Origin of the sequence: Anoxynatronum sibiricum, assembly GCF_039414295.1 — a bacterium.
Classification (GTDB): Bacteria; Bacillota; Clostridia; order Peptostreptococcales; family Tindalliaceae; genus Anoxynatronum; species Anoxynatronum sibiricum.
The window spans coordinates 44623-62885 of the sequence record NZ_JBCITM010000011.1; the positions used below are offsets into that span (position 1 = coordinate 44623).

Here is an 18263-nt window from a genome sequence, read left to right on the forward strand (position 1 = left end):
TTTTATTGACTATCTTTGACCTTTTCTTATATTATATCATTATTTTCGGTGAAATCAACAGAAAATCCATCGCCTGTTTAACACTTTGATTTTGAGGTAGTATTCTGATATGACATGTTTTTCTGTGAAACAAGGATCATCCATTAGGAGGGATATTAATGAGTCAGCTTCAAAGTAATTTGTACGGCATTCCCCTCAAAAACCCCCTTGTAGCTGGTGCCTGCTCGTTGACCGCTCGGTCAGAGAAGGTTAAAGAGCTGGAAAATGCAGGTGTTGCTGCCATCGTAGTCAAATCTTTATTTGAGGAAGCCATCCAACTTGAAAAGTTCCAGCTGGATGAATCGCTTGAGCGTTATAATAATTTACATGCTGAAATGCTTACTCATTTTCCACACTTGGAACACGCCGGAGATAAAGAGCACTTGATAATGTTGGAAAAGATAAAGAAAAACGTCACTATTCCTGTGATTGCCAGTCTAAATGCGGTTACAACAGAAGGTTGGGTACAGTATGCAAAAGATATTGCAGCCACTGGCGTAGACGGTTTAGAACTAAACTTCTATTCTCTCCCAATACACATTGAAGTCTCTGCTGAAGAGTTGGAGAATGCTCAACTCAATGCTCTTAAAGCTGTCAAGGAAGCCATTTCGATCCCCGTGGGTGTCAAACTCAGCCCATACTACACACATCTGACAAATTTTGTCACCGCTCTTGAAGCAGCTGGAGCAGATGGAGTCACGTTGTTTAATCGCTTCTTTCAGCCTGAAATTGATATAATATCAGAACAAGAATCTGCGACTTTTTCCTTCAGTCAACCCGGAGACCACTTGCTTTCTCTTCGATGGACGGCACTGCTAAGCGATCGAATTAAGTGTCCTGTCACACTGAGTAAAGGTGTGCTAGACGATGAAGACATTATTGAAGCACTTCTTGCTGGCGCGTCTTCTGTGCAGATTGTTAGCGCATTATATAAAAATGGTATCCCTTATGTGCAGGAGATGGTGACTGGTATTGAAAAGTGGATGGAGCTGAAAGGTTATCAAACGATTGACGATTTTCGAGGTAAGATGAGCAAGAAAAAACAACAGGATCCATGGGCTTACGAACGTGTTCAATATATTGAAATGCTGTTAAAAAAAGGAACCCTCTTTTAAAGTACTCTAAAGGGAAGATAAACCTATGAGATCTGATCAACTTAAAAAAAAGCAAGAATCGATAATGGTGTTGGTGATTGCGCTCCTGATAACATTCATGGCTGGCATTATTGTTTTTTTGACAGGCGTATCCGCAAATGACAGATCCATCACTTATTACAGCCAACCCATCACCATCTTGACTCAAACTGCTCCCGACAACGGCGGAAGGACTGCTTATGTAAAAATGACTTTCGTTTTGTCTTTTAATCAACGACGGCACCTTCACGATTCTGAATACAATGACGCTCAGATCCGTTCTCTGATTTCCGGTGAGTTGAATCGTTATTCTCCCAGTTCCTTACTGGAACCATTGGTGTTAGATCAAATGCAAGCTTCTATTCGATCAGTTTTGGCAGAAGACATGGGCTTAGACGCCAAAGGCGTTTTTCTTGACAGGATCACAGTGCAATGATTCAATCAATATTTTATTCGATACTGACAGGAGGTTATTTAATGAAGAGCTCAAAAGAAATCATTGCCTTTGCAATGAACATGGAAAAACAGGGGCAGAAATTCTACGAAAGTTTTGCGGATCAGGTGGATCATCCTGAAGCCAAAAAATGGTTTGAAGTATTAGCCGAGACAGAAAGAGAACATTACGAAATTCTCGAGAAACAGTATGAGCAACTTGACAATGATGGCACTTGGCTGCCTATTGAAAGCCTTACCGCTGATATGGATCCTGGTCTTTTCGAGAGTAGAAGCCAACGCGAACAGATTGAACCAGGTGATGCCAAACACAGTTTATCAGACTTATCTGTCTTGAGAATGGCTTATCTTATTGAGAATGATTTTGCTGAGTTTTATAAAAAGGCCATGGATCAGGTATCTGACGAAGTTGGCAAACAGACACTCCGAACGCTTTTTGAATGGGAAAATGAACACAGACGAACATTTTACAACGAGTATCGAAAAGCTATGGAATCGAATTGGTTTGAGCAAGGATTTTTTCCATTCTAACCATAAAAGTCACCTATCCGTTGGTATGATTTAAGGAGGTGTTACTTGGTGCCCGAACTTGCTGACCTCAAATGTTTACCTTGCAGTTTAGGGACTCCTCCCCTTGCCGGTGATGAACTGAAAACTTTTCTCGAACAGCTTGACTCTCAATGGATACTGGTAAATGATCACCATTTGGAACGAACCTTTACATTTAAAAACTTTCAGCAGGCTTTGGATTTCACCAATGAAATCGGCCATTTGGCCGAAGATGAAGGTCATCATCCCAATATCTCATTGTCATGGGGCAAGGTGGTTCTCACTCTCTATACACATAAGATTGATGGTTTAAGTGATGCAGATTTCGTTTTTGCAGCTAAAATTGACCGCATGCGATCTTAAAAACCTGCCACTAATAGTCAATGCCTCTGAAAATGAGCGGTTGTAATTTTGCTCATGATCAGAGGCATTGTTTTATGAAATAATATCATAGATTCCTCTCATGATTTTACGGGTTGACGCTGTTTGCAAATTTGCCAACACTATTATCGCCAAACCTTTGGAGGGAATCATTGCAAAAGTGGTGCGAAAGCCAATATCATTGCCTTCATGTCCGTAGAATGTTTGCTGGTCATACTGACTAATAAACCATCCCAGACCAATCTGTTCCGCTTCTTTTATTTTCGCCTGTGGTGTCATCATTGTCATGAATGTACTGCATTTCAACACGGGTGATGGTTTATTCTGCCACAAAGTCATCATGGAACAGGCAAACCGGCTTAGCTCTTCAACCGTGGAGTAGAGAGTGGAGCTTGGCCCATGAGCCCTGTTGTAAGGAAAAACAGGGCTCACCCTTATCTTATTATCACCATCCTTTATATGCGGACTTACCAGGCGTTGCTGGTCAACCAATTTCATGATAAAATGACTGGATTTCATCTCCAGTGGATTCAATATATATTGCTTACAATAATCATCAAATGAGATGCCCGACTGGTAACTGACAATATCACCCAGTATTTCATAGGCGATATTGCTGTAATTAAACCGCTCGCCTGGTCGTGACAGCAGGGAAATGTCAGTCTGGCTCATCACATATTCGTGGAGAGCAGCCTCGTCATCTCGAGCGAGTTCCCATTCGTAATCATCACAATCGGGCATGCCTGAAGTATGGCTTAACAATTGCTTCAATGTAATTTCTTTTACCATGGGTTGTTCTGGTTTGAAATCTGGAAGATACCTGATGAAGGGCTCGTCGAGATCCAAAACTCTTTGCTCCACAAACTGCATGACCGCAGTTGCAGTAAAAAGCTTGGATATCGATGCCATATGAAATATGGCATCTGCTGACATTTCTTTATTACATGCATGATCAGCCCAACCATAACCTTTTTGCAGTTTTAGTTCGTGATTCAATACAATTCCAATAGACAGGCCAGGAATATCGCGATAATACATCTGATCTTTGATCAAATGATCTATCTCTTTGATGATATTATCCTGCATGGCTTTCATTAAATCCCTCCTTCGTTTCCAGTCGGCGATAGACCTCGGGTAAAGCGTTTATGATGTCGACTGCAGTTATTGATCGTTTACCAATGGCATCTGCCGCCACATCACCCGCTTTTCCATGGATCCAGCAGGCAGCTGACGCTGCCTGAAAGGGTTGCATTCCCTGTGCCAATAAAGAACCCACTATCCCGGCAAGTACATCACCACTTCCTGCTTTTGCCATTCCTTCATTGCCCGTTGAGTTGATCACAGCTTCGCCGTCGGGCGAGGCAATGATAGTGCCTGCTCCTTTTAAAACCACATGAACACCCCATTCTTTAGCAGCTTCCAGAGCAGTCTGTAACCGGTTATTATTGACAGCATCAACACTCATACCAGTCAACCGTGCCATTTCTCCAGGATGCGGCGTGATGATCACCGGCAACTTAAGCTCTTTTAACAAATGAAGACGGTTCACCAGTAAATTCAGTGCATCTGCATCCAGCACCATAGGACAATCCACCTGTGCCAACAGACCTTCAAGCACTTCAGCCCATCCTTTCCCGTTTCCCCAGCCAGACCCTGCAACTATTGCTTGAGACCTGGACTTTTGATCATGCATCCATTTGATCCCTTCAGCGGAAAACCCGCCATCCTCCCCTTCTTTCAGTGGAGTTGTGATGGCCTCCCATAATGTCTGCTCAAAAATGTGATTCAGAGATTCCTGAACCGCTATATTAATTAGTCCAGTTCCACTGAGCAGCGCTCCCCGGGCAGCCATGATAGCAGCGCCGGTATAGCCGATGCTACCGGCGATGACAAGCAGGCTTCCAAAAGTTCCTTTATGTGCGTTTTTGGGTCTATCCGGTAATAAATCTGCAATGTCTGACTCTGAAAGACGACGGGCAATATATGGTGTTTTCATCAGCAGGTCAGGCGGCAAGCCTATGTCTGCCACCGAAAGACTGCCATTGTATTCAGCTCCCGGGAAGCTCACATTCCCCACTTTTGGCAGTCCAAAAGAAACGGTTTTAGCGGCATCTACTGCTATTGCCATCACCTTCCCCGTATCTCCATGTATCCCCGAGGGAATATCCACCGCAAGAACAGGCGATGGGTGCCGATTGATCCATTGAATGACGTTATAGGTTCTTCCGGAAATTTGACGGGATATGCCAGTGCCCAGGATGGCATCAACAATTAAAAACCGGCCCGACTTCCAATTTTCCAACGCTTCCAACTGCTCCTTCTGATCCTCATAGAACTCAGTCTCCAATCCCCACTTCAAAGCCATGTGATAGTTTGCCAGGGTATCGTCAGTAAACATTTCAGGCGCTGACAATAATAGGATCCGAACGGGAATACCCATCTCGTGAAAGTGTCGGGCTGCAGCCAATCCATCACCACCATTGTTGCCTGACCCACAACATACGAGTACGCCTGCAAGACCTTCAAGTGCCAATAATTCTTTTCCTGCGATTGCTACTGCCATTGCTGCCCTTTCCATGAGCAGAATGCTGGGCATCATATATTCACTAATGGCGCTATTATCGACTTGTTGCATCTGCTGGTTAGTCAGAATATTCACAGTTATTACCTCCGCAATCACTGGCATCGTCTCGCCTGTCCAACTACTTTACTGATATTTTAAACAACGCAAACATCATGGTAACATATCCTATCAGTATTGCGACGGTATCCCATCCCAGGGTAAGGATTGTTCGCTTGGAACGATAAAAGAGTCCGATCACCGCAATGCTGCTCAAGATCATCGCAGTACCGGCAGTTAAAATGTGTTGCATACTGACAACTTGATACACAGATCCAGACACATATGCCAGATCTGTCACTACTAGAATAAGAATATTAAAGATATTACTCCCTAAAACATTTCCCACTGCCATGTCATAGGCACCGATGCGAATGGCTGCAATGGCTGCCACCAATTCTGGCAGAGAGGTTGCTCCTGCCACCAGTAATGTGCCCACAAAAGTTTGTCCTAATCCTGTATTTTTTGCAATAACATCTGCATTGACAGATAATAGTATACCTGCTCCCACAATAACTATTCCCGAAAGGATAAAGCCTTTCACTGCTTTTTTTAAAGCATTTTTCCCATGGATTGCCTGCTGTTTATCTAAATTGCAACCAGACAACTCCAGATTCCGATCTTTTTCTGAGTTGGCCTTTGATTCTTCAGGTAATCTTTGTCTTGTCTTTTCTTCATAGCGAACCATTAGAAAAGCAGAAAACAGATAAAGAAACAATATCAAAATGCTATAACCACTTACCCATCCAATGGTTATATCAAAAACCTCATAGGGTGTGATCCATATGGCAAGCATGCTGATTCCTGTAAGCAATATCCCAAACATTGCTGTTAGAATATGACTATCTCTGACAATTTGAAGTAAACTGCCTTTTCCCTGAAACAAATCAACGATGGCAAGTATCATCAAGTTAAAGGCATTGCTGCCATAAACATTACCAAAAGCAATATCTGGAGCGCCAATCATAGTGGCTGAAATGCTGCTGGCTAATTCTGGCAGACTGGTGACACTCGCTATTAAAATGCCACCCACCAGACCATGCCCGAGCTTTGTGTGGGCCGCCAGGGAGTCACCGTGGGCAGAAAGGCGGTTTCCTGCCAGAATAACCAGTAGTGCACTTACCATAAACCAAATATATTCCATTAAGTCTCCCCTATTCCGATAAAGCCACTTCTATGGCTTTCAAAATAACCCGACTGCTGTCAGTAGCTCCTGTTACCATATCAACGTCAAGGCTTTGAGCATGTAAAACATCACTAATAATTCCTTCAGCACGTTGACCACGATCATGTTCATGGATAAGTTGTATATCATGGATAGCTTCATCGATGATCACCACAGTCACTTCTGCATGAATCAACCCTACATCATATGTACCTGTATAGACCCCATCTTCCAGTTTTGTAAGATCAATGTCTTGTATTGATATTGCTTCGATTTGCTGTTGATACTGGTAATATAGAATACCTCGGTTGACAAAGGGAAAAGTAACTGCTGCCAGTACTGCTACAATGAGTATTATCTTAATCCAGCCTTTCACATATTCACCTCCTAAAAATCATTCAATCAGTGTTTCATTAAAAGTATGACTCATAAATGTAACGCATTGGCTCATGCCTTATTATCGTCTATTCCCCTTTAGCTTGGATCACGTTTCCAGACTTCCTCTCAATCCCTCTCACCACGAAGCAGTCCCTGTCACTTGTCGAGGGCTAAGGGGTACAACTGTGATTCAAGCAGTTCAATCAAATGAGAAATCGATTCGTCCAGCGCGAAAACTGTTCTTCTGTTGATTCTGTCATATTCTTTGTCAACGGACTGTGTTGATTTAATCCGTGTCTGTCTTCAAATGTGGGTTGATCTGATTGGCGATAGATTAACCCTGTTATCAGTCCATTTGTCTCTCGCAGTATTCGAAGCGCCGAATCCACATTATCCGTTTGATGAGTCGACACTTCTGATACTTTCGTTAAGTTTTCACGAAACCAGCTATATGTGTTAGTTTTATTGTAAGTGATACAGGGACTGAATACCTGCACCAGCGAGAATCCTTTATGTTGAATGCCTTCAGCAATCAACGATACCAGTTCTTCCTGTTGTGCTGAAAAACCCTGTGCATAATAAGTGACACCCGCTCCCACAGCCAATAATCCTGGTTGTATTGGTTGATCCACCGACCCAGCAGGGGTTGTTTTCGTTTTGAGACCTGGCAGGCTCACCGGAGATACATGCCCTTTTGTAAGTCCGTATACCTGATTATTCATCACCACATAAGTTAAATCAACATTGCGGCGAATGGCATGTAACGTGTGCCCTGCTCCAATGGCAAAACCATCACCGTCGCCACCCGCTGCCAACACTGTCAAGTCTCGATTTGCTAGTTTAATGCCTTGGGCAAGTGGCAGACTACGTCCATGAACACAATGAAACCCGTAAGTATTCATATAGCCAGATAAGCGTCCTGAGCATCCGATGCCACTGACCACGACCATTCGCTCCTGAGGGATTTCCAAACTGGCTGCAGCCAGTTGAATTGCACGAAGAACTGAAAAGTCGCCACACCCAGGACACCAGTTAGGCTTAATTCCATTACTGAAGTCTTTCATTTCCATTCTGCACACCATCCTTCCAGTAAATGGCGAACTTCTTGAAGTTGAAATGACTCACCATCATAGCGCGTCATGCTGACAATATTATCTTGATGATTTAACTCTTGACGCAAAATCAAAGCCAATTGTCCTTGCTGGTTCTGTTCCATCACAATTATTTTTTTGTAATTTGCCAATAATTGTTGTAGTTGCCGTCTCGGCAACGGACGTATGCGAGAGATTCGTCCAATATCAACAGATAAATAGGTGTCTTTTACCGCTTCCTGCAACACACCCCATGAAGATCCGCAGGTCAGGCATAACAACTTTCCATCACGTTGTTCCAAATGAATCGCAGACTGATCTTTAAGGGGTTCCAGTTTCCGCAGGCGTTTATCCATCATTCTCTGGCGGTTAGCAGGCTGGTCGGAAGGCCTTCCCCACTCGTTATGTTCAAGACCGGTAACCTGATGAATGCCACCAGGCATTCCAGGAAAACTTCGGGGAGAAAGACCATCTTCAGTCAATTCATACCTGGCAAATGGTTCAGTCCTCGTTGCATCCGATCGATCATCTTCTGACAACATCAGTACACCGCGGTTAATGGCCGCCGGAACGTAATCGAAAGCCGGAATTGTTTGGGGCGATAAGCTTAAATTCAAATCAGTCATGACGACTACTGGGCATTGAAAATGGTCTGCAAGATTAAATGCTTCTTTGGTAAGTTCGTAACACTCTTCGATTGTGGAAGGTGTTAATAGAATCAGAGGAAACTCTCCATGGCCAGCATGATAGAGAGCGCTGAAATCACTTTGTTCTGTTCGTGTGGGAAGGCCAGTACTTGGTCCTCCTCTTTGGGCATCAATCACAACAAGTGGCGTTTCTGTCATACCGGCCAGTCCAAGTCCTTCCATCATCAATGTCAGGCCGGGCCCTGAAGTGGCCGTCATGCTTCGCACACCAGCATAGCCTGCACCAATACACATAGTGACTGCAGACACTTCATCCTCTGTCTGAATCATTAATCCCCCTTCATCTGGGAACACTCTGCTCATCGTCTCCATTACATCAGAGGCCGGTGTGATGGGATAGGCTGCCATAAAGCGACAACCTGCCATCAGTGCACCCAAGGCGATCGCATCATTCCCCATGAGCATCATCACATCATCCTGCCTTTGTGGAGCATCTGGCAACGGGTCTATTTTTTCCAATTCCGGGCGTATATCATCATAGGCAGCCAACAGTACTTTGAGGTTTTTGTTTATAATTTCTTCACCTTTGGAAAGGTATGTTTTTGCAAGAGATGATTCCAGCACCTGACGCTGTACACCCAACATTTTCCCCAGATAACCGATGGCACTTGTGTTCTTCATCAGTAGAGATCCGTGTGTTTTGGCCATCAGTGTCAGAGGAAGTGCAACGCCGTTACATGTCTGTATCAAAGAAGTTCCTTCTGTCAATATTTCATCTACCAGAATAATGCCATTATCCTTCATTTTGCTTTGATTTAAACTGATCGACTCTTCGTCAAAAGCAAGAATTATATCGATGACAGACTCCACACATGTCACCGGATCATCGCCAATGGTGATGATCATATGGGTATTGCCACCTTTAATGCGGGAAGAGAACTTACGCTCTCCATAAACGTGATAACCGATGCCTGCAAGTGCTCTCATAAGGTTTATGCCTGTACTGGCAACCCCCTCACCCTGAACACCACCAATTAGGATGGTTTTTCTCCAGCTCAATCCATTTCCTCCTTCCGTACTCATTACGTACTATTCATAGCCAACAGACAGCAAATCAAACGGATTATCTCTATCTTGACAATTGCAGACTTGTTTTTTTTCACAGAAAGCGTAGAATAAATAGATAAGTATATCTATCAAAAAGCTGTGTTTGCAGTTACTGCAGACCCGACAATCTAAGGAGGTATTACTATGTTTCGATGGGATGAAGTATTCAGTTGTAAAATTGCAAGGTTTGATGAACAGCACCGCCAGCTTTTCTCGTTGGCCAACGCGCTTCTTGATACTATAAAAAGCGATCGGGATGCCGATCACTACGATGAAATTATCGCAGCCTTGTATGCATTGAAAGAATATACAATCCACCACTTTCAGGCTGAAGAATCACTTATGGAACACTACGGCTATCCCAAGTTGATGTCACATCGAATGCAACACAAACGATTTCTTGCCAAAGTACAGGAAATGCTTGATCGAGACATGGACCAAAACCAAGCCGAGGTATCCATGGAGTTGCTTGCTTTTTTAGCTGACTGGATACAAAAACACATAATGGAGGTTGACAGTCAGTATGGCACATTTTTGAATGACAAAGGCATTTATTAAATTCTCCTGACTGCGATAACGGTTTCTCTTAAGCATTTCTATGATACCACTTAATCAAACGTGAGCTTCTGATCTCCTTTTCCTTTTCCTGCAGCTATTATCTAGGTGCAGGCAACTCGTATATAGAGTAGAATATCATAAACCGACTGACTGTAAGAATCATTTCCGGTTTCTTCCCCACCAATCCTTGGTGAAGGTACACTTGAATGCCGCTTTCGGTATCAATCGTGACATAGTTTGACCTTTCTTTTGGTATCGACATCATCACCGATGATGTATTGGGAACACCTCAACAACCATTCGCTTTTGGTAGCTGAATGGTCAGTACACTGACCCGCCGTTTCTTAAGGAACTTCACCAGTTTGTCTGTTAGTATTATTTTCATGATTATCCAATCCTTTCTAAAGCCATTTAATCGCTATAATATACCAATCAGAATGGCATCACTCACTATTTTAAGCTATAATAGGTGCATCGGAAGCAACTGTCAGGGAGTGATGTCATGTCAAATTATCTCCGATTAAACAGCTTTTCAAAACAATTGCTGGTTATGATTCTATCAATTTCATTTTTTGCTTTGTTACTCATCAGTGGCGCTTCCATTCATCGCAGTGTTGATCTGAATGAAAGAGCCATAAATGAACTGGAAAAGTCTCTATATCAGGAAGTTGACAAACAAACGAAAGCACAAGTCACATCTGTAATTGCCATGCTTGATGAGATTAACCGCAAAATACTGAAAGGCGAACTGACTGACAGCGAGGGGCAACAACTGGCTGCAGATTTAATCCGCGAAATGCGCTATACAGACGCTTCCAGTCAATACGATGGTTATTTTTGGGTTGATACCACAGAAGGTATTAATGTTGTACTTTACGGAAGTCCTTCTGAAGGCAATAACCGAATGGATTTCCAGGACCAAAGTGGTCGGTTTATCGTGCAGGAAATGATTCAAACCGCAGTTCATGGCAATGGCTATGAAGAATATTTCTTTCCCCGTCTTGGAGGAGATGAACCTCTCCCCAAGCGAAGTTATGCCGGTTACTTCGAGCCTTTCAACTGGGTTATCGGTACTGGTGCCTATGTTGACGACATTGAATATCTCATTGCTGAAAAAAGAGAGCTCTTTCATGAGGAACTCATGATGGATGTCATGCAATCAGTCTTGTTTCTTGCGGTTATATTGATTTTGGTAACCTTCGTTTCATTAAAGGCCACTCGGCGCATCACGCACCCCGTGATGCATATTTCTCAGGAGCTAGGGAAAGTAGCTTCTGGCGATTATGCTAATATCAACATACCAAACCAGTTTCTGCAACGCCAGGATGAAATTGGAAAGCTTAGTGATTCTGTCATGCTGATGACTCGCCAGCGAGAACATGAAGAACTAGAACTTAAGCGCCTCAACCTCGAATTGTCAGGCAAAAATGATGAGTTGGAGCAGATTATCTATGTCGCATCTCATGACCTGAGATCACCTTTGGTGAATGTGCAAGGTTTCAGTCAAGAATTGGGGTTTGCTTTTGATGAACTCCGAGAGCATCTCTCTTCTACGGCAAATTCCGATCAAAGCCATCATGGTTCAACGCAGCTTGAAACTCTGCTTCACGAGGAGATTCCCGAGTGTTTGACCTTTATCAACAGTAGTACCCAAAAAATGGATCTATTGCTCAAAGGATTGCTTAAATATTCCCGTACAGGCAGACAAGGTATTCAAATGGCTGAGGTTGATATGACTGAACTGATTCATGAACAACTCAATTCACAGGAGTATATTATTTCCCAACATCATATTAAAGTCACGATCGGCGAGCTGCCCAACGTTTTCGGAGACAAAATGCTTGTTGGCCAATTGTTCTTTAACCTCATTGATAACGCCATCAAATACCGCCACTCAGATAGACCTTCACATGTTCATATTGCTGGCCATCGATCAGAAAACTCTGTTGAATACCTTGTTGAAGATAATGGCATCGGATTCTCTTCACACTATTACCAAAAGGTTTTTGACATTTTCCACCGATTGCATCCAAACCATGCAGCAGGAGAAGGTTTGGGTCTTTCAATTGTCAAAAAAATTCTTTCCATTCATCAGGGACAAATCCATGTTTCTTCCACTCCAGGGGAAGGAAGCCAGTTTCGCATCATTCTCCCCTTTCCTGAAAATCCAAACAATGACTCTGTTTAATCGAAAGCCGCCATCAGCTATAAAAATGGCGGCTTTTTAACGTCTAAACTCACTCTTCCGGCATAATAACGCAGATAACACAAAATCAGGAATCCAATGACTGTTGATACACCAAAAAAGAAATAGACAGCTAAAATATTATGGAAATCCAGCAAAATTCCTCCAGCAAACTGGCAGAAAATACCACCCATTCCAATTCCTGCCGACGCATAGAGGGTCATTGCTGTCGTTTTTAGATGCGGCAAGGCATTTTCTGAAACAAACTGTGCTCCGCTGACAATATACAGCCCCACCGACAAACCCTGAATAACAAAAAATATGAGCATCCATTTTGGCTCTGGCCCGGTGCTATACCAAAACCAGCGTACTGCAGAAATGCTGGTGGCCATCATCATCGTGTTAATTAAACCCAAACGAGCAATCATTTTGCCTGATAATTTCATGAACGGTGCTTCGCTTCCAGAGAACAATAAAAAGGCCAATCCTATACCGGCAATTGTGCCTCCCGTAAACTCAAACAGAAGTCCGTAATAATTATTATTCGCCACAACGGGTCCAAAAATAAAAAAGGTAGCTGCCAGTATCAAACGATACCGTGGTAATACAATGAGTTGTTTCAGTCCTGGAATCAACGGCACATGCATATCTGTTATTTCAGGTTCTTCTTGACGGAATAAAATGGCCGCAACAAGATATGCGAGAAAATAAAAGGGGAAAATGATCCATAATCCCACTACTTCACTAATATTGCTAACCGTGAAGACGGCAATGGCAAATCCAATGGCCCCATATTGCCGGAAGTCACCAAAAGTTAGTCCCAGACGATTTGCCGCAGTTATTCCAAGTGTATCAGAAATGGGAGCATTCGCCCCCTGAAAAAAATGAACCGCAGCATACAAAATCAGAAAAAGTAGATACCCTCTGACAAAGGGCAGTGATAATGCCAGAACACCGGCTGCTATCAGTGAAACCTTCAAAACCAGTACAGTTTTCCTGGTTTTGTCACAAACAATTCCCCAAAACGGCTGTGAGAAAATTAACATTAGAGACCCAGATGACATGATTAAGCCAATTTGTGTTCCGCTAAAGCCAATTCTCTCCAAATAGAGAGCCAATAATGAATACAATGCTCCAATGGCAAAATAAATTGATCCAAATAAGAAACGGTATTGAAGTAGAATTTCCATCACTTCCAGTCGTTATAATCAGTACCTTGCTTGCAAATCACACGAATCTCAAAAAGGGTGAAATTCTTAAGGCATGAAGTTATTCACCAATGATTTTAACCAATACGCGTTTTTCCCGTTTTCCATCAAACTCACCATAAAATATTTGTTCCCATGGACCAAAGTCGAGTCTTCCCTTGGTAATCGCAACTACTACTTCCCTTCCCATTATCGTTCGTTTTAAATGTGCGTCTGCATTATCCTCATATCCATTATGCTGATATTGGGAATAAGGTTTTTCGGGAGCCAATTTTTCAAGCCATAGGTCAAAGTCTTGATGCAGTCCACTCTCGTTATCATTAATAAAAACACTGGAAGTAATATGCATCGCATTGCACAGTAACATCCCTTCCTGAATGCCACTCTCCCGAAGACAAGATTCGACTTCTGATGTTATGTTGATAAATTCACGTCTGTTTGAAGTACTGAACCAAAGCTCTTTTCGATATGATACCATCATTGATCCTCCCCTTCACAAGCTGTAATGATCGCACTTTCGTTGTGATGTACCTATGCTCTCATTTTATCCAAACAGGCTCAATTGTCAATCGAAGCTGTTGATCAGACCACTCTGCCAAGAGGCTGTTTCCCTTGACAACGCAACGATCGTCAGTTTATGATGATTAGTAGACGTTTGAAAAGGAGACGATTTCATGAACCATCATAACACTGTTGATAAACCTATAAAATCAGATGCACTCCCCTCGCAGTTGGAACCCATCGCCACGAAATCCAAATTCTACCCTCTTCTTGCAGGTGTGTTGATTGCATTAATGATTATCAACAGCATCGCTGTCATCCTGCTACACCGCCAACAACAGCAGCAGGCTCTCTGGTTCCAGCAGTTTATGCTGGATGCTGAAACAACAAGCATACGTCAATATGAAGAACTTGAGATACTGCAGGAGACCGTTGCCGACTTATATGCTCAAATGACGGGCCAGCAACAACTTTTACAGGAGGCCGACGGCTGGCTTAGCGAGCTGGCGGCTGAAAATGAACTTCTAAAAAAAAAGTTGCACTGAGACACGGGCGAAGCATGGTTTCAGGTAACCGAGATGATTCACGCACCGTCTATCTCACATTTGATGATGGACCAAGTGCCAATACAGCACGTATTCTGGATCTGCTGAAGCAGCATCAGATACCGGCTACTTTTTTTGTGGTTGGCAGCGACAGTGATTTTGCTCAGCGTATGTATCGTCGAATCGTCGACGAAGGCCACGCTCTCGGAAATCACACCTATACCCACGATTACCAGCAAATCTACAGTTCTGTCGATGGTTTTATGAAAGATGTATTGCGTTTACAGGATCATCTGGAAGCCATTACCGGCGTAAGGCCTGACGTATTTCGATTTCCTGCAGGCTCTAATAATCGATTTTATCAGCAGTTTCAATCATCTGATAACCCCTATTTCATGATAGAAATCATGCAGGCACTTGAAAATAAAGGATTGGCTTATTTTGACTGGAATGTCAGTTCAACTGATGCGGCAGCAACCACTCTTGACACAGATATTATTATATCGAATACACTGAATAACCTGGCGGGACACCAAAATGCAATAGTTCTTTTTCATGATTCCTCCCCTAAAAGAACAACAGTTGAAGCACTCCCTCACATTATTGCCCATCTCAAATCGCGGGGATATACCTTCAAAAAGCTAACTCCCGATTCATTTTATGCTAAATTTCACCATTTAGGAATGAATGACTCCATTGAATAAAAAATTAAACCATTTGAAGCAGTAGTCACCCAGGAGGGATAACATGTCCATACAGGTCATCACCGACAGCACCGCCTATCTTCCAGCAACCTTGGTCAAAAAGTATGCAATTCAGGTGATTCCACTAAGTGTTCATTTTGGAGAAACGGTTTTTCTGGAAGATTCGATCAGTCATCATGATTTCTATCAACGCATGAAAACTGACCCAGTCTGGCCCACTTCTTCACAACCGCCCGTCGAAGGCTTTGTGAAATCTTTTGAAGCTTGTATCCAAAAAGGACGAGCCGTTTTAGGTATTTTTATTTCATCAGACATGAGCGGCACCTATCAATCAGCTATGCTGGCAAGTCGAATTGTGCGCGAAAAATACCCTCAGGCTCAGATCAAGTTAATTGATTCCAGAACCAATTGTATGCAGATGGGTTTTGCAGCCTTGGAGGCAGCAAAGGGAATTGCCGATGGTCTTGGCCTTGACACAGTGCACCCTCAGGTTGAAGGCTTTATTCGAAAAAGTCGGTTCATTTTTGCGCCCAAAACCCTTGACCACTTAAAAAAAGGAGGACGTATTGGTGCTGCTTCGGCTTTCTTAGGCTCCATGCTTCGTATTGTGCCTTTGTTAACTGTTGAGAATGGAAAAACTGCTGTGCTTCATAAAGTCCGTACGCAGAAAAAAGCCTTGCAGGCAATGACCCATTTATTGCTGGATGATTTTTCCAGGTTTGGAAAGGGAAATGTGGCGGTCCACCATATAGATGATGAGACTGCCGGTCATGAACTGGCTTCAGTTCTTGAAAAAGAAATCAATCAAGAAGTTCCCGTTGTTCCCATTGGCCCAGTGATTGGTCTCCATGTTGGGCCAGGCACAGTGGGCATCGCCTATCATACATTAAAAGACCGGCTGTAGAGGCCGGCCTTTTCTTTTTCAAGAAGGTCTGTGCAGATATCTTTCACTTTTATTCTCCAACTCCATAGCGATTAACAAAAACACGATTTTCAGGCAAATCATCCTCTGAATAAGGCTGCTTATTTTCTGCAGGGTATCCCATGGCGATAAAGCTGGCCACGTGAAGATGTTGGGGTATTTTGAACATTTCACGAATAACAGCTTCTGTTGATCGCACTTCATCGCAAGATCGGTTACGCACCTGAATCCAGCAGGAGCCCAACCCAAGCATCTCTGCTTCCAATTGAATCAATGTGGCGGCAATGGCGGCATCTTCCACCCACACATTGCTTTTAGCCGGGTCTGCCAGAATGACAATGGCCAGGGGCGATTCCTTGACAAAGGCGGCTCCCATTTCCCTGGATTGGGATAGCTTTTTCAGTAACTCGGGTTCTGTCACAACCACAAACTCCCAGGGCTGTGATTTCTTAGACGAGGGTGCCAACAGTGCCGCTTTCATGATTTGTTCTATCTTTTCAGGCTCCACTGCTTTTTGTTCATATTTTCTTATACTGCGCCTTTTCATCAGTAAGTCAAGCATGTTTATTCTCCCCCTTATTCATCTTCTGTGGTATTGAATCCCGCTCTAATCTTATAGCATCTGTGACAAGACCACAAGAGCGTTCTATGATATTGAAATCATCCCAATAGTCTGTTAACATTCTTCTTTGCTGCAGGTCATGATTTGTTTCTCTCATCGAATCAGTTTCTTGATTAATTGAGCTGATTGATGGTATGATTCTATCAGATACTGCTGTGCCGCCATCATGATGTATTTCATAGTTTAATCAAATTTTATGAAGGAGTGTTACTATGCTCACCACCGTCGGTATAACCGAACATGTCCATTATGTGGGTGTCAACGATCGGGAAACGTATCTTTTTGAAAATCTATGGCCTCTGGACCAAGGAGTTTCGTACAATTCTTATCTTATCAACGATGAACAGACAGCTGTGTTTGACACTGTCAAAAATACTAAAATGAACGACTTTATCGAAAAAATAAGCTCGATTCTGAAAGATCGTCCACTTGATTATTTGGTGATTAATCACATGGAACCCGATCACTCTGGATCAATCAAAGCTTTACAAGACAGATACCCACAGCTGAAACTCGTTGGCAATGCCAAAACTTTTGAAATCCTTGAGAACTTTTATGGTCCAATGGCAAACTACCATATTGTAAAAGACGGTGATACCCTTTCTCTCGGCAGCCATGAACTGATATTTTATATGACACCCATGGTCCATTGGCCTGAAACCATGATGACTTATGAGAAGAAAACTGGAATTCTTTTTTCCATGGATGCTTTTGGAGGTTTCGGTTCATTGGACGGCGGTATTTTTGACGATGAAGTGAATCTAGAGTTTTATATGGATGAAATCCGCCGCTATTATTCCAACATCGTAGGCAAGTATGGTGCCATGGTTCAAAAGGCACTGACCAAACTTAAAAATGCCGGTATTCCCATTAACATCATCGCCCCCACCCATGGTCCTGTCTGGCGTACTGCCCCCGGTTGCATCATTGATTACTATGATCGCTGGTCAAAGGCTGAAACCGAAGAAGGCGTTGTTATTGTTTATGGTTCCATGTATGGCAATACACAAAAAATGGCCGATCTAATTGCCCGTCGCCTTGCAGACAAGGGAATTAAAAACATTCGAATATACGACGCCTCCAAAACGCATGTCTCTTACCTTATCAGTGATATCTGGCGATTTAAAGGTGTTATTTTTGGAAGCTGCGCCTATAACACCGGCCTCTTCCCCTCAATGGAAAGCTTGGTGAGCAAACTTGAAAATTATCAGTTGAAAGATCGCTACTTGGGTATTTTTGGTACTGCCTCCTGGAGTGGTGGCGGAGTCTCTAACCTGAATAAGTTTGCTGAGAAGATCAAATGGCAGCAAGTTGGAGAATCTGTGGAAGCAAAATCCTCACCCAAAGAACAGGATTTTGAAAAGTGCATCGCCATGGCTGATGAAATGGCAGACTTGTTGATTCAGGAACGTCAGCCCGGTGTCAACCCATTTTGCAGCATCATCTATTAAGAAT

At 43.0% G+C, this 18263-nt stretch carries 19 protein-coding genes; 10 read left to right on the forward strand and 9 right to left on the reverse strand.

Annotation, left to right across the window (positions count from 1 at the left end):
• Positions 1 to 158: 158 nt before the first annotated feature.
• Genes AAIG11_RS11250 through AAIG11_RS11265 form a run of 4 tightly spaced genes read left to right on the forward strand, consistent with a single transcriptional unit; the run spans position 159 to position 2537 of the window.
• The gene (locus AAIG11_RS11250) at positions 159 to 1154 is read left to right on the forward strand and encodes a dihydroorotate dehydrogenase-like protein (protein WP_343186350.1); all 996 of its coding nucleotides are present in this window, start codon (positions 159 to 161) and stop codon (positions 1152 to 1154) included.
• A gap of 25 nt (positions 1155 to 1179) precedes the next feature.
• On the forward strand, positions 1180 to 1608 hold the full coding sequence (locus AAIG11_RS11255; protein ID WP_343186351.1) for a hypothetical protein: 429 nt from the start codon (positions 1180 to 1182) through the stop codon (positions 1606 to 1608).
• A 41-nt stretch (positions 1609 to 1649) separates the two neighbouring features.
• On the forward strand, positions 1650 to 2156 hold the full coding sequence (locus tag AAIG11_RS11260; protein WP_343186352.1) for a ferritin-like domain-containing protein: 507 nt from the start codon (positions 1650 to 1652) through the stop codon (positions 2154 to 2156).
• Between the two features lie 48 nt (positions 2157 to 2204).
• Positions 2205 to 2537 carry a 4a-hydroxytetrahydrobiopterin dehydratase gene (locus tag AAIG11_RS11265; protein WP_343186353.1) on the forward strand — a complete coding sequence of 111 codons (333 nt, stop codon included), beginning with the start codon at positions 2205 to 2207 and terminating at the stop codon, positions 2535 to 2537.
• Between the two features lie 72 nt (positions 2538 to 2609).
• Here AAIG11_RS11265 and AAIG11_RS11270 read toward each other — a convergent pair whose 3' ends face one another.
• From AAIG11_RS11270 to AAIG11_RS11295, 6 genes are all read right to left on the reverse strand, one after another.
• Positions 2610 to 3650, reverse strand: coding sequence for a serine hydrolase domain-containing protein (locus AAIG11_RS11270; RefSeq protein ID WP_343186354.1), 1041 nt, complete (start codon positions 3648 to 3650; stop codon positions 2610 to 2612).
• Positions 3631 to 5214 carry an NAD(P)H-hydrate dehydratase gene (locus AAIG11_RS11275; RefSeq protein ID WP_343186355.1) on the reverse strand — a complete coding sequence of 528 codons (1584 nt, stop codon included), beginning with the start codon at positions 5212 to 5214 and terminating at the stop codon, positions 3631 to 3633. The genes AAIG11_RS11270 and AAIG11_RS11275 overlap by 20 nt, the downstream gene beginning before the upstream one ends.
• A 43-nt stretch (positions 5215 to 5257) precedes the next feature.
• The gene (locus AAIG11_RS11280; RefSeq protein ID WP_343186356.1) at positions 5258 to 6319 is read right to left on the reverse strand and encodes a sodium:calcium antiporter; all 1062 of its coding nucleotides are present in this window, start codon (positions 6317 to 6319) and stop codon (positions 5258 to 5260) included.
• Between the two features lie 10 nt (positions 6320 to 6329).
• On the reverse strand, positions 6330 to 6716 hold the full coding sequence (locus AAIG11_RS11285; RefSeq protein WP_343186357.1) for an FMN-binding protein: 387 nt from the start codon (positions 6714 to 6716) through the stop codon (positions 6330 to 6332).
• 205 nt (positions 6717 to 6921) lie between these two features.
• Positions 6922 to 7788, reverse strand: coding sequence for a 2-oxoacid:ferredoxin oxidoreductase subunit beta (locus tag AAIG11_RS11290; protein ID WP_343186358.1), 867 nt, complete (start codon positions 7786 to 7788; stop codon positions 6922 to 6924).
• Positions 7779 to 9515 (reverse strand): 2-oxoacid:acceptor oxidoreductase subunit alpha, encoded by a 1737-nt coding sequence (locus tag AAIG11_RS11295; RefSeq protein WP_343186359.1) that lies wholly within the window; start codon positions 9513 to 9515, stop codon positions 7779 to 7781. Before AAIG11_RS11295 ends, AAIG11_RS11290 begins: the two co-directional genes overlap by 10 nt.
• Before the next feature lie 192 nt (positions 9516 to 9707).
• Between AAIG11_RS11295 and AAIG11_RS11300 the strand changes: the two genes are divergently transcribed.
• Both AAIG11_RS11300 and AAIG11_RS11305 read left to right on the forward strand, forming a co-directional pair.
• Positions 9708 to 10121, forward strand: coding sequence for a bacteriohemerythrin (locus AAIG11_RS11300; RefSeq protein WP_343186360.1), 414 nt, complete (start codon positions 9708 to 9710; stop codon positions 10119 to 10121).
• Between the two features lie 502 nt (positions 10122 to 10623).
• Entirely contained in the window at positions 10624 to 12309 is a 1686-nt protein-coding gene (locus tag AAIG11_RS11305) for a sensor histidine kinase (RefSeq protein WP_343186361.1), read from the forward strand.
• Positions 12310 to 12326: 17 nt separating this feature from the next.
• Here the strand turns inward: AAIG11_RS11305 and AAIG11_RS11310 are convergent, their stop codons facing one another.
• Positions 12327 to 13496, reverse strand: a complete 1170-nt coding sequence (locus AAIG11_RS11310; protein ID WP_343186362.1) for an MFS transporter — start codon at positions 13494 to 13496, stop codon at positions 12327 to 12329.
• Positions 13497 to 13575: 79 nt separating this feature from the next.
• A complete protein-coding gene (locus AAIG11_RS11315) occupies positions 13576 to 13992 on the reverse strand; it encodes a secondary thiamine-phosphate synthase enzyme YjbQ (protein WP_343186363.1) in 417 nt (138 codons plus the stop codon).
• 196 nt (positions 13993 to 14188) lie between these two features.
• Between AAIG11_RS11315 and AAIG11_RS11320 the strand changes: the two genes are divergently transcribed.
• From AAIG11_RS11320 to AAIG11_RS11330, 3 genes are read left to right on the forward strand one after another with little or no spacing between them, the layout of a single operon-like run.
• Positions 14189 to 14560 (forward strand): basic helix-loop-helix domain-containing protein, encoded by a 372-nt coding sequence (locus AAIG11_RS11320; protein WP_343186364.1) that lies wholly within the window; start codon positions 14189 to 14191, stop codon positions 14558 to 14560.
• Between the two features lie 14 nt (positions 14561 to 14574).
• A complete protein-coding gene (locus AAIG11_RS11325; RefSeq protein ID WP_343186365.1) occupies positions 14575 to 15264 on the forward strand; it encodes a polysaccharide deacetylase family protein in 690 nt (229 codons plus the stop codon).
• 43 nt (positions 15265 to 15307) lie between these two features.
• Positions 15308 to 16168, forward strand: a complete 861-nt coding sequence (locus AAIG11_RS11330) for a DegV family protein (protein WP_343186366.1) — start codon at positions 15308 to 15310, stop codon at positions 16166 to 16168.
• Between the two features lie 49 nt (positions 16169 to 16217).
• Here the strand turns inward: AAIG11_RS11330 and AAIG11_RS11335 are convergent, their stop codons facing one another.
• Positions 16218 to 16748, reverse strand: a complete 531-nt coding sequence (locus AAIG11_RS11335) for a nitroreductase family protein (RefSeq protein ID WP_343186367.1) — start codon at positions 16746 to 16748, stop codon at positions 16218 to 16220.
• A gap of 272 nt (positions 16749 to 17020) precedes the next feature.
• On the opposite strand from AAIG11_RS11335, the gene AAIG11_RS11340 reads away from it, so the two are divergent.
• Positions 17021 to 18259 carry an FprA family A-type flavoprotein gene (locus AAIG11_RS11340; RefSeq protein WP_343186368.1) on the forward strand — a complete coding sequence of 413 codons (1239 nt, stop codon included), beginning with the start codon at positions 17021 to 17023 and terminating at the stop codon, positions 18257 to 18259.
• Positions 18260 to 18263: the final 4 nt, after the last annotated feature.

Coding starts and splice junctions, on each gene's coding strand:
- AAIG11_RS11330 (WP_343186366.1), top strand. CDS start 15,308: ATGTCCATACAGGTCATCACCGACAGCACCGCCTATCTTCCAGCAACC.
- AAIG11_RS11290 (WP_343186358.1), bottom strand. CDS start 7,788: ATGGAAATGAAAGACTTCAGTAATGGAATTAAGCCTAACTGGTGTCCT.
- AAIG11_RS11310 (WP_343186362.1), bottom strand. CDS start 13,496: ATGGAAATTCTACTTCAATACCGTTTCTTATTTGGATCAATTTATTTT.
- AAIG11_RS11260 (WP_343186352.1), top strand. CDS start 1,650: ATGAAGAGCTCAAAAGAAATCATTGCCTTTGCAATGAACATGGAAAAA.
- AAIG11_RS11250 (WP_343186350.1), top strand. CDS start 159: ATGAGTCAGCTTCAAAGTAATTTGTACGGCATTCCCCTCAAAAACCCC.
- AAIG11_RS11270 (WP_343186354.1), bottom strand. CDS start 3,650: ATGAAAGCCATGCAGGATAATATCATCAAAGAGATAGATCATTTGATC.
- AAIG11_RS11320 (WP_343186364.1), top strand. CDS start 14,189: ATGAACCATCATAACACTGTTGATAAACCTATAAAATCAGATGCACTC.
- AAIG11_RS11340 (WP_343186368.1), top strand. CDS start 17,021: ATGCTCACCACCGTCGGTATAACCGAACATGTCCATTATGTGGGTGTC.
- AAIG11_RS11255 (WP_343186351.1), top strand. CDS start 1,180: ATGAGATCTGATCAACTTAAAAAAAAGCAAGAATCGATAATGGTGTTG.
- AAIG11_RS11280 (WP_343186356.1), bottom strand. CDS start 6,319: ATGGAATATATTTGGTTTATGGTAAGTGCACTACTGGTTATTCTGGCA.
- AAIG11_RS11335 (WP_343186367.1), bottom strand. CDS start 16,748: ATGCTTGACTTACTGATGAAAAGGCGCAGTATAAGAAAATATGAACAA.
- AAIG11_RS11300 (WP_343186360.1), top strand. CDS start 9,708: ATGTTTCGATGGGATGAAGTATTCAGTTGTAAAATTGCAAGGTTTGAT.
- AAIG11_RS11305 (WP_343186361.1), top strand. CDS start 10,624: ATGTCAAATTATCTCCGATTAAACAGCTTTTCAAAACAATTGCTGGTT.
- AAIG11_RS11325 (WP_343186365.1), top strand. CDS start 14,575: ATGGTTTCAGGTAACCGAGATGATTCACGCACCGTCTATCTCACATTT.
- AAIG11_RS11315 (WP_343186363.1), bottom strand. CDS start 13,992: ATGGTATCATATCGAAAAGAGCTTTGGTTCAGTACTTCAAACAGACGT.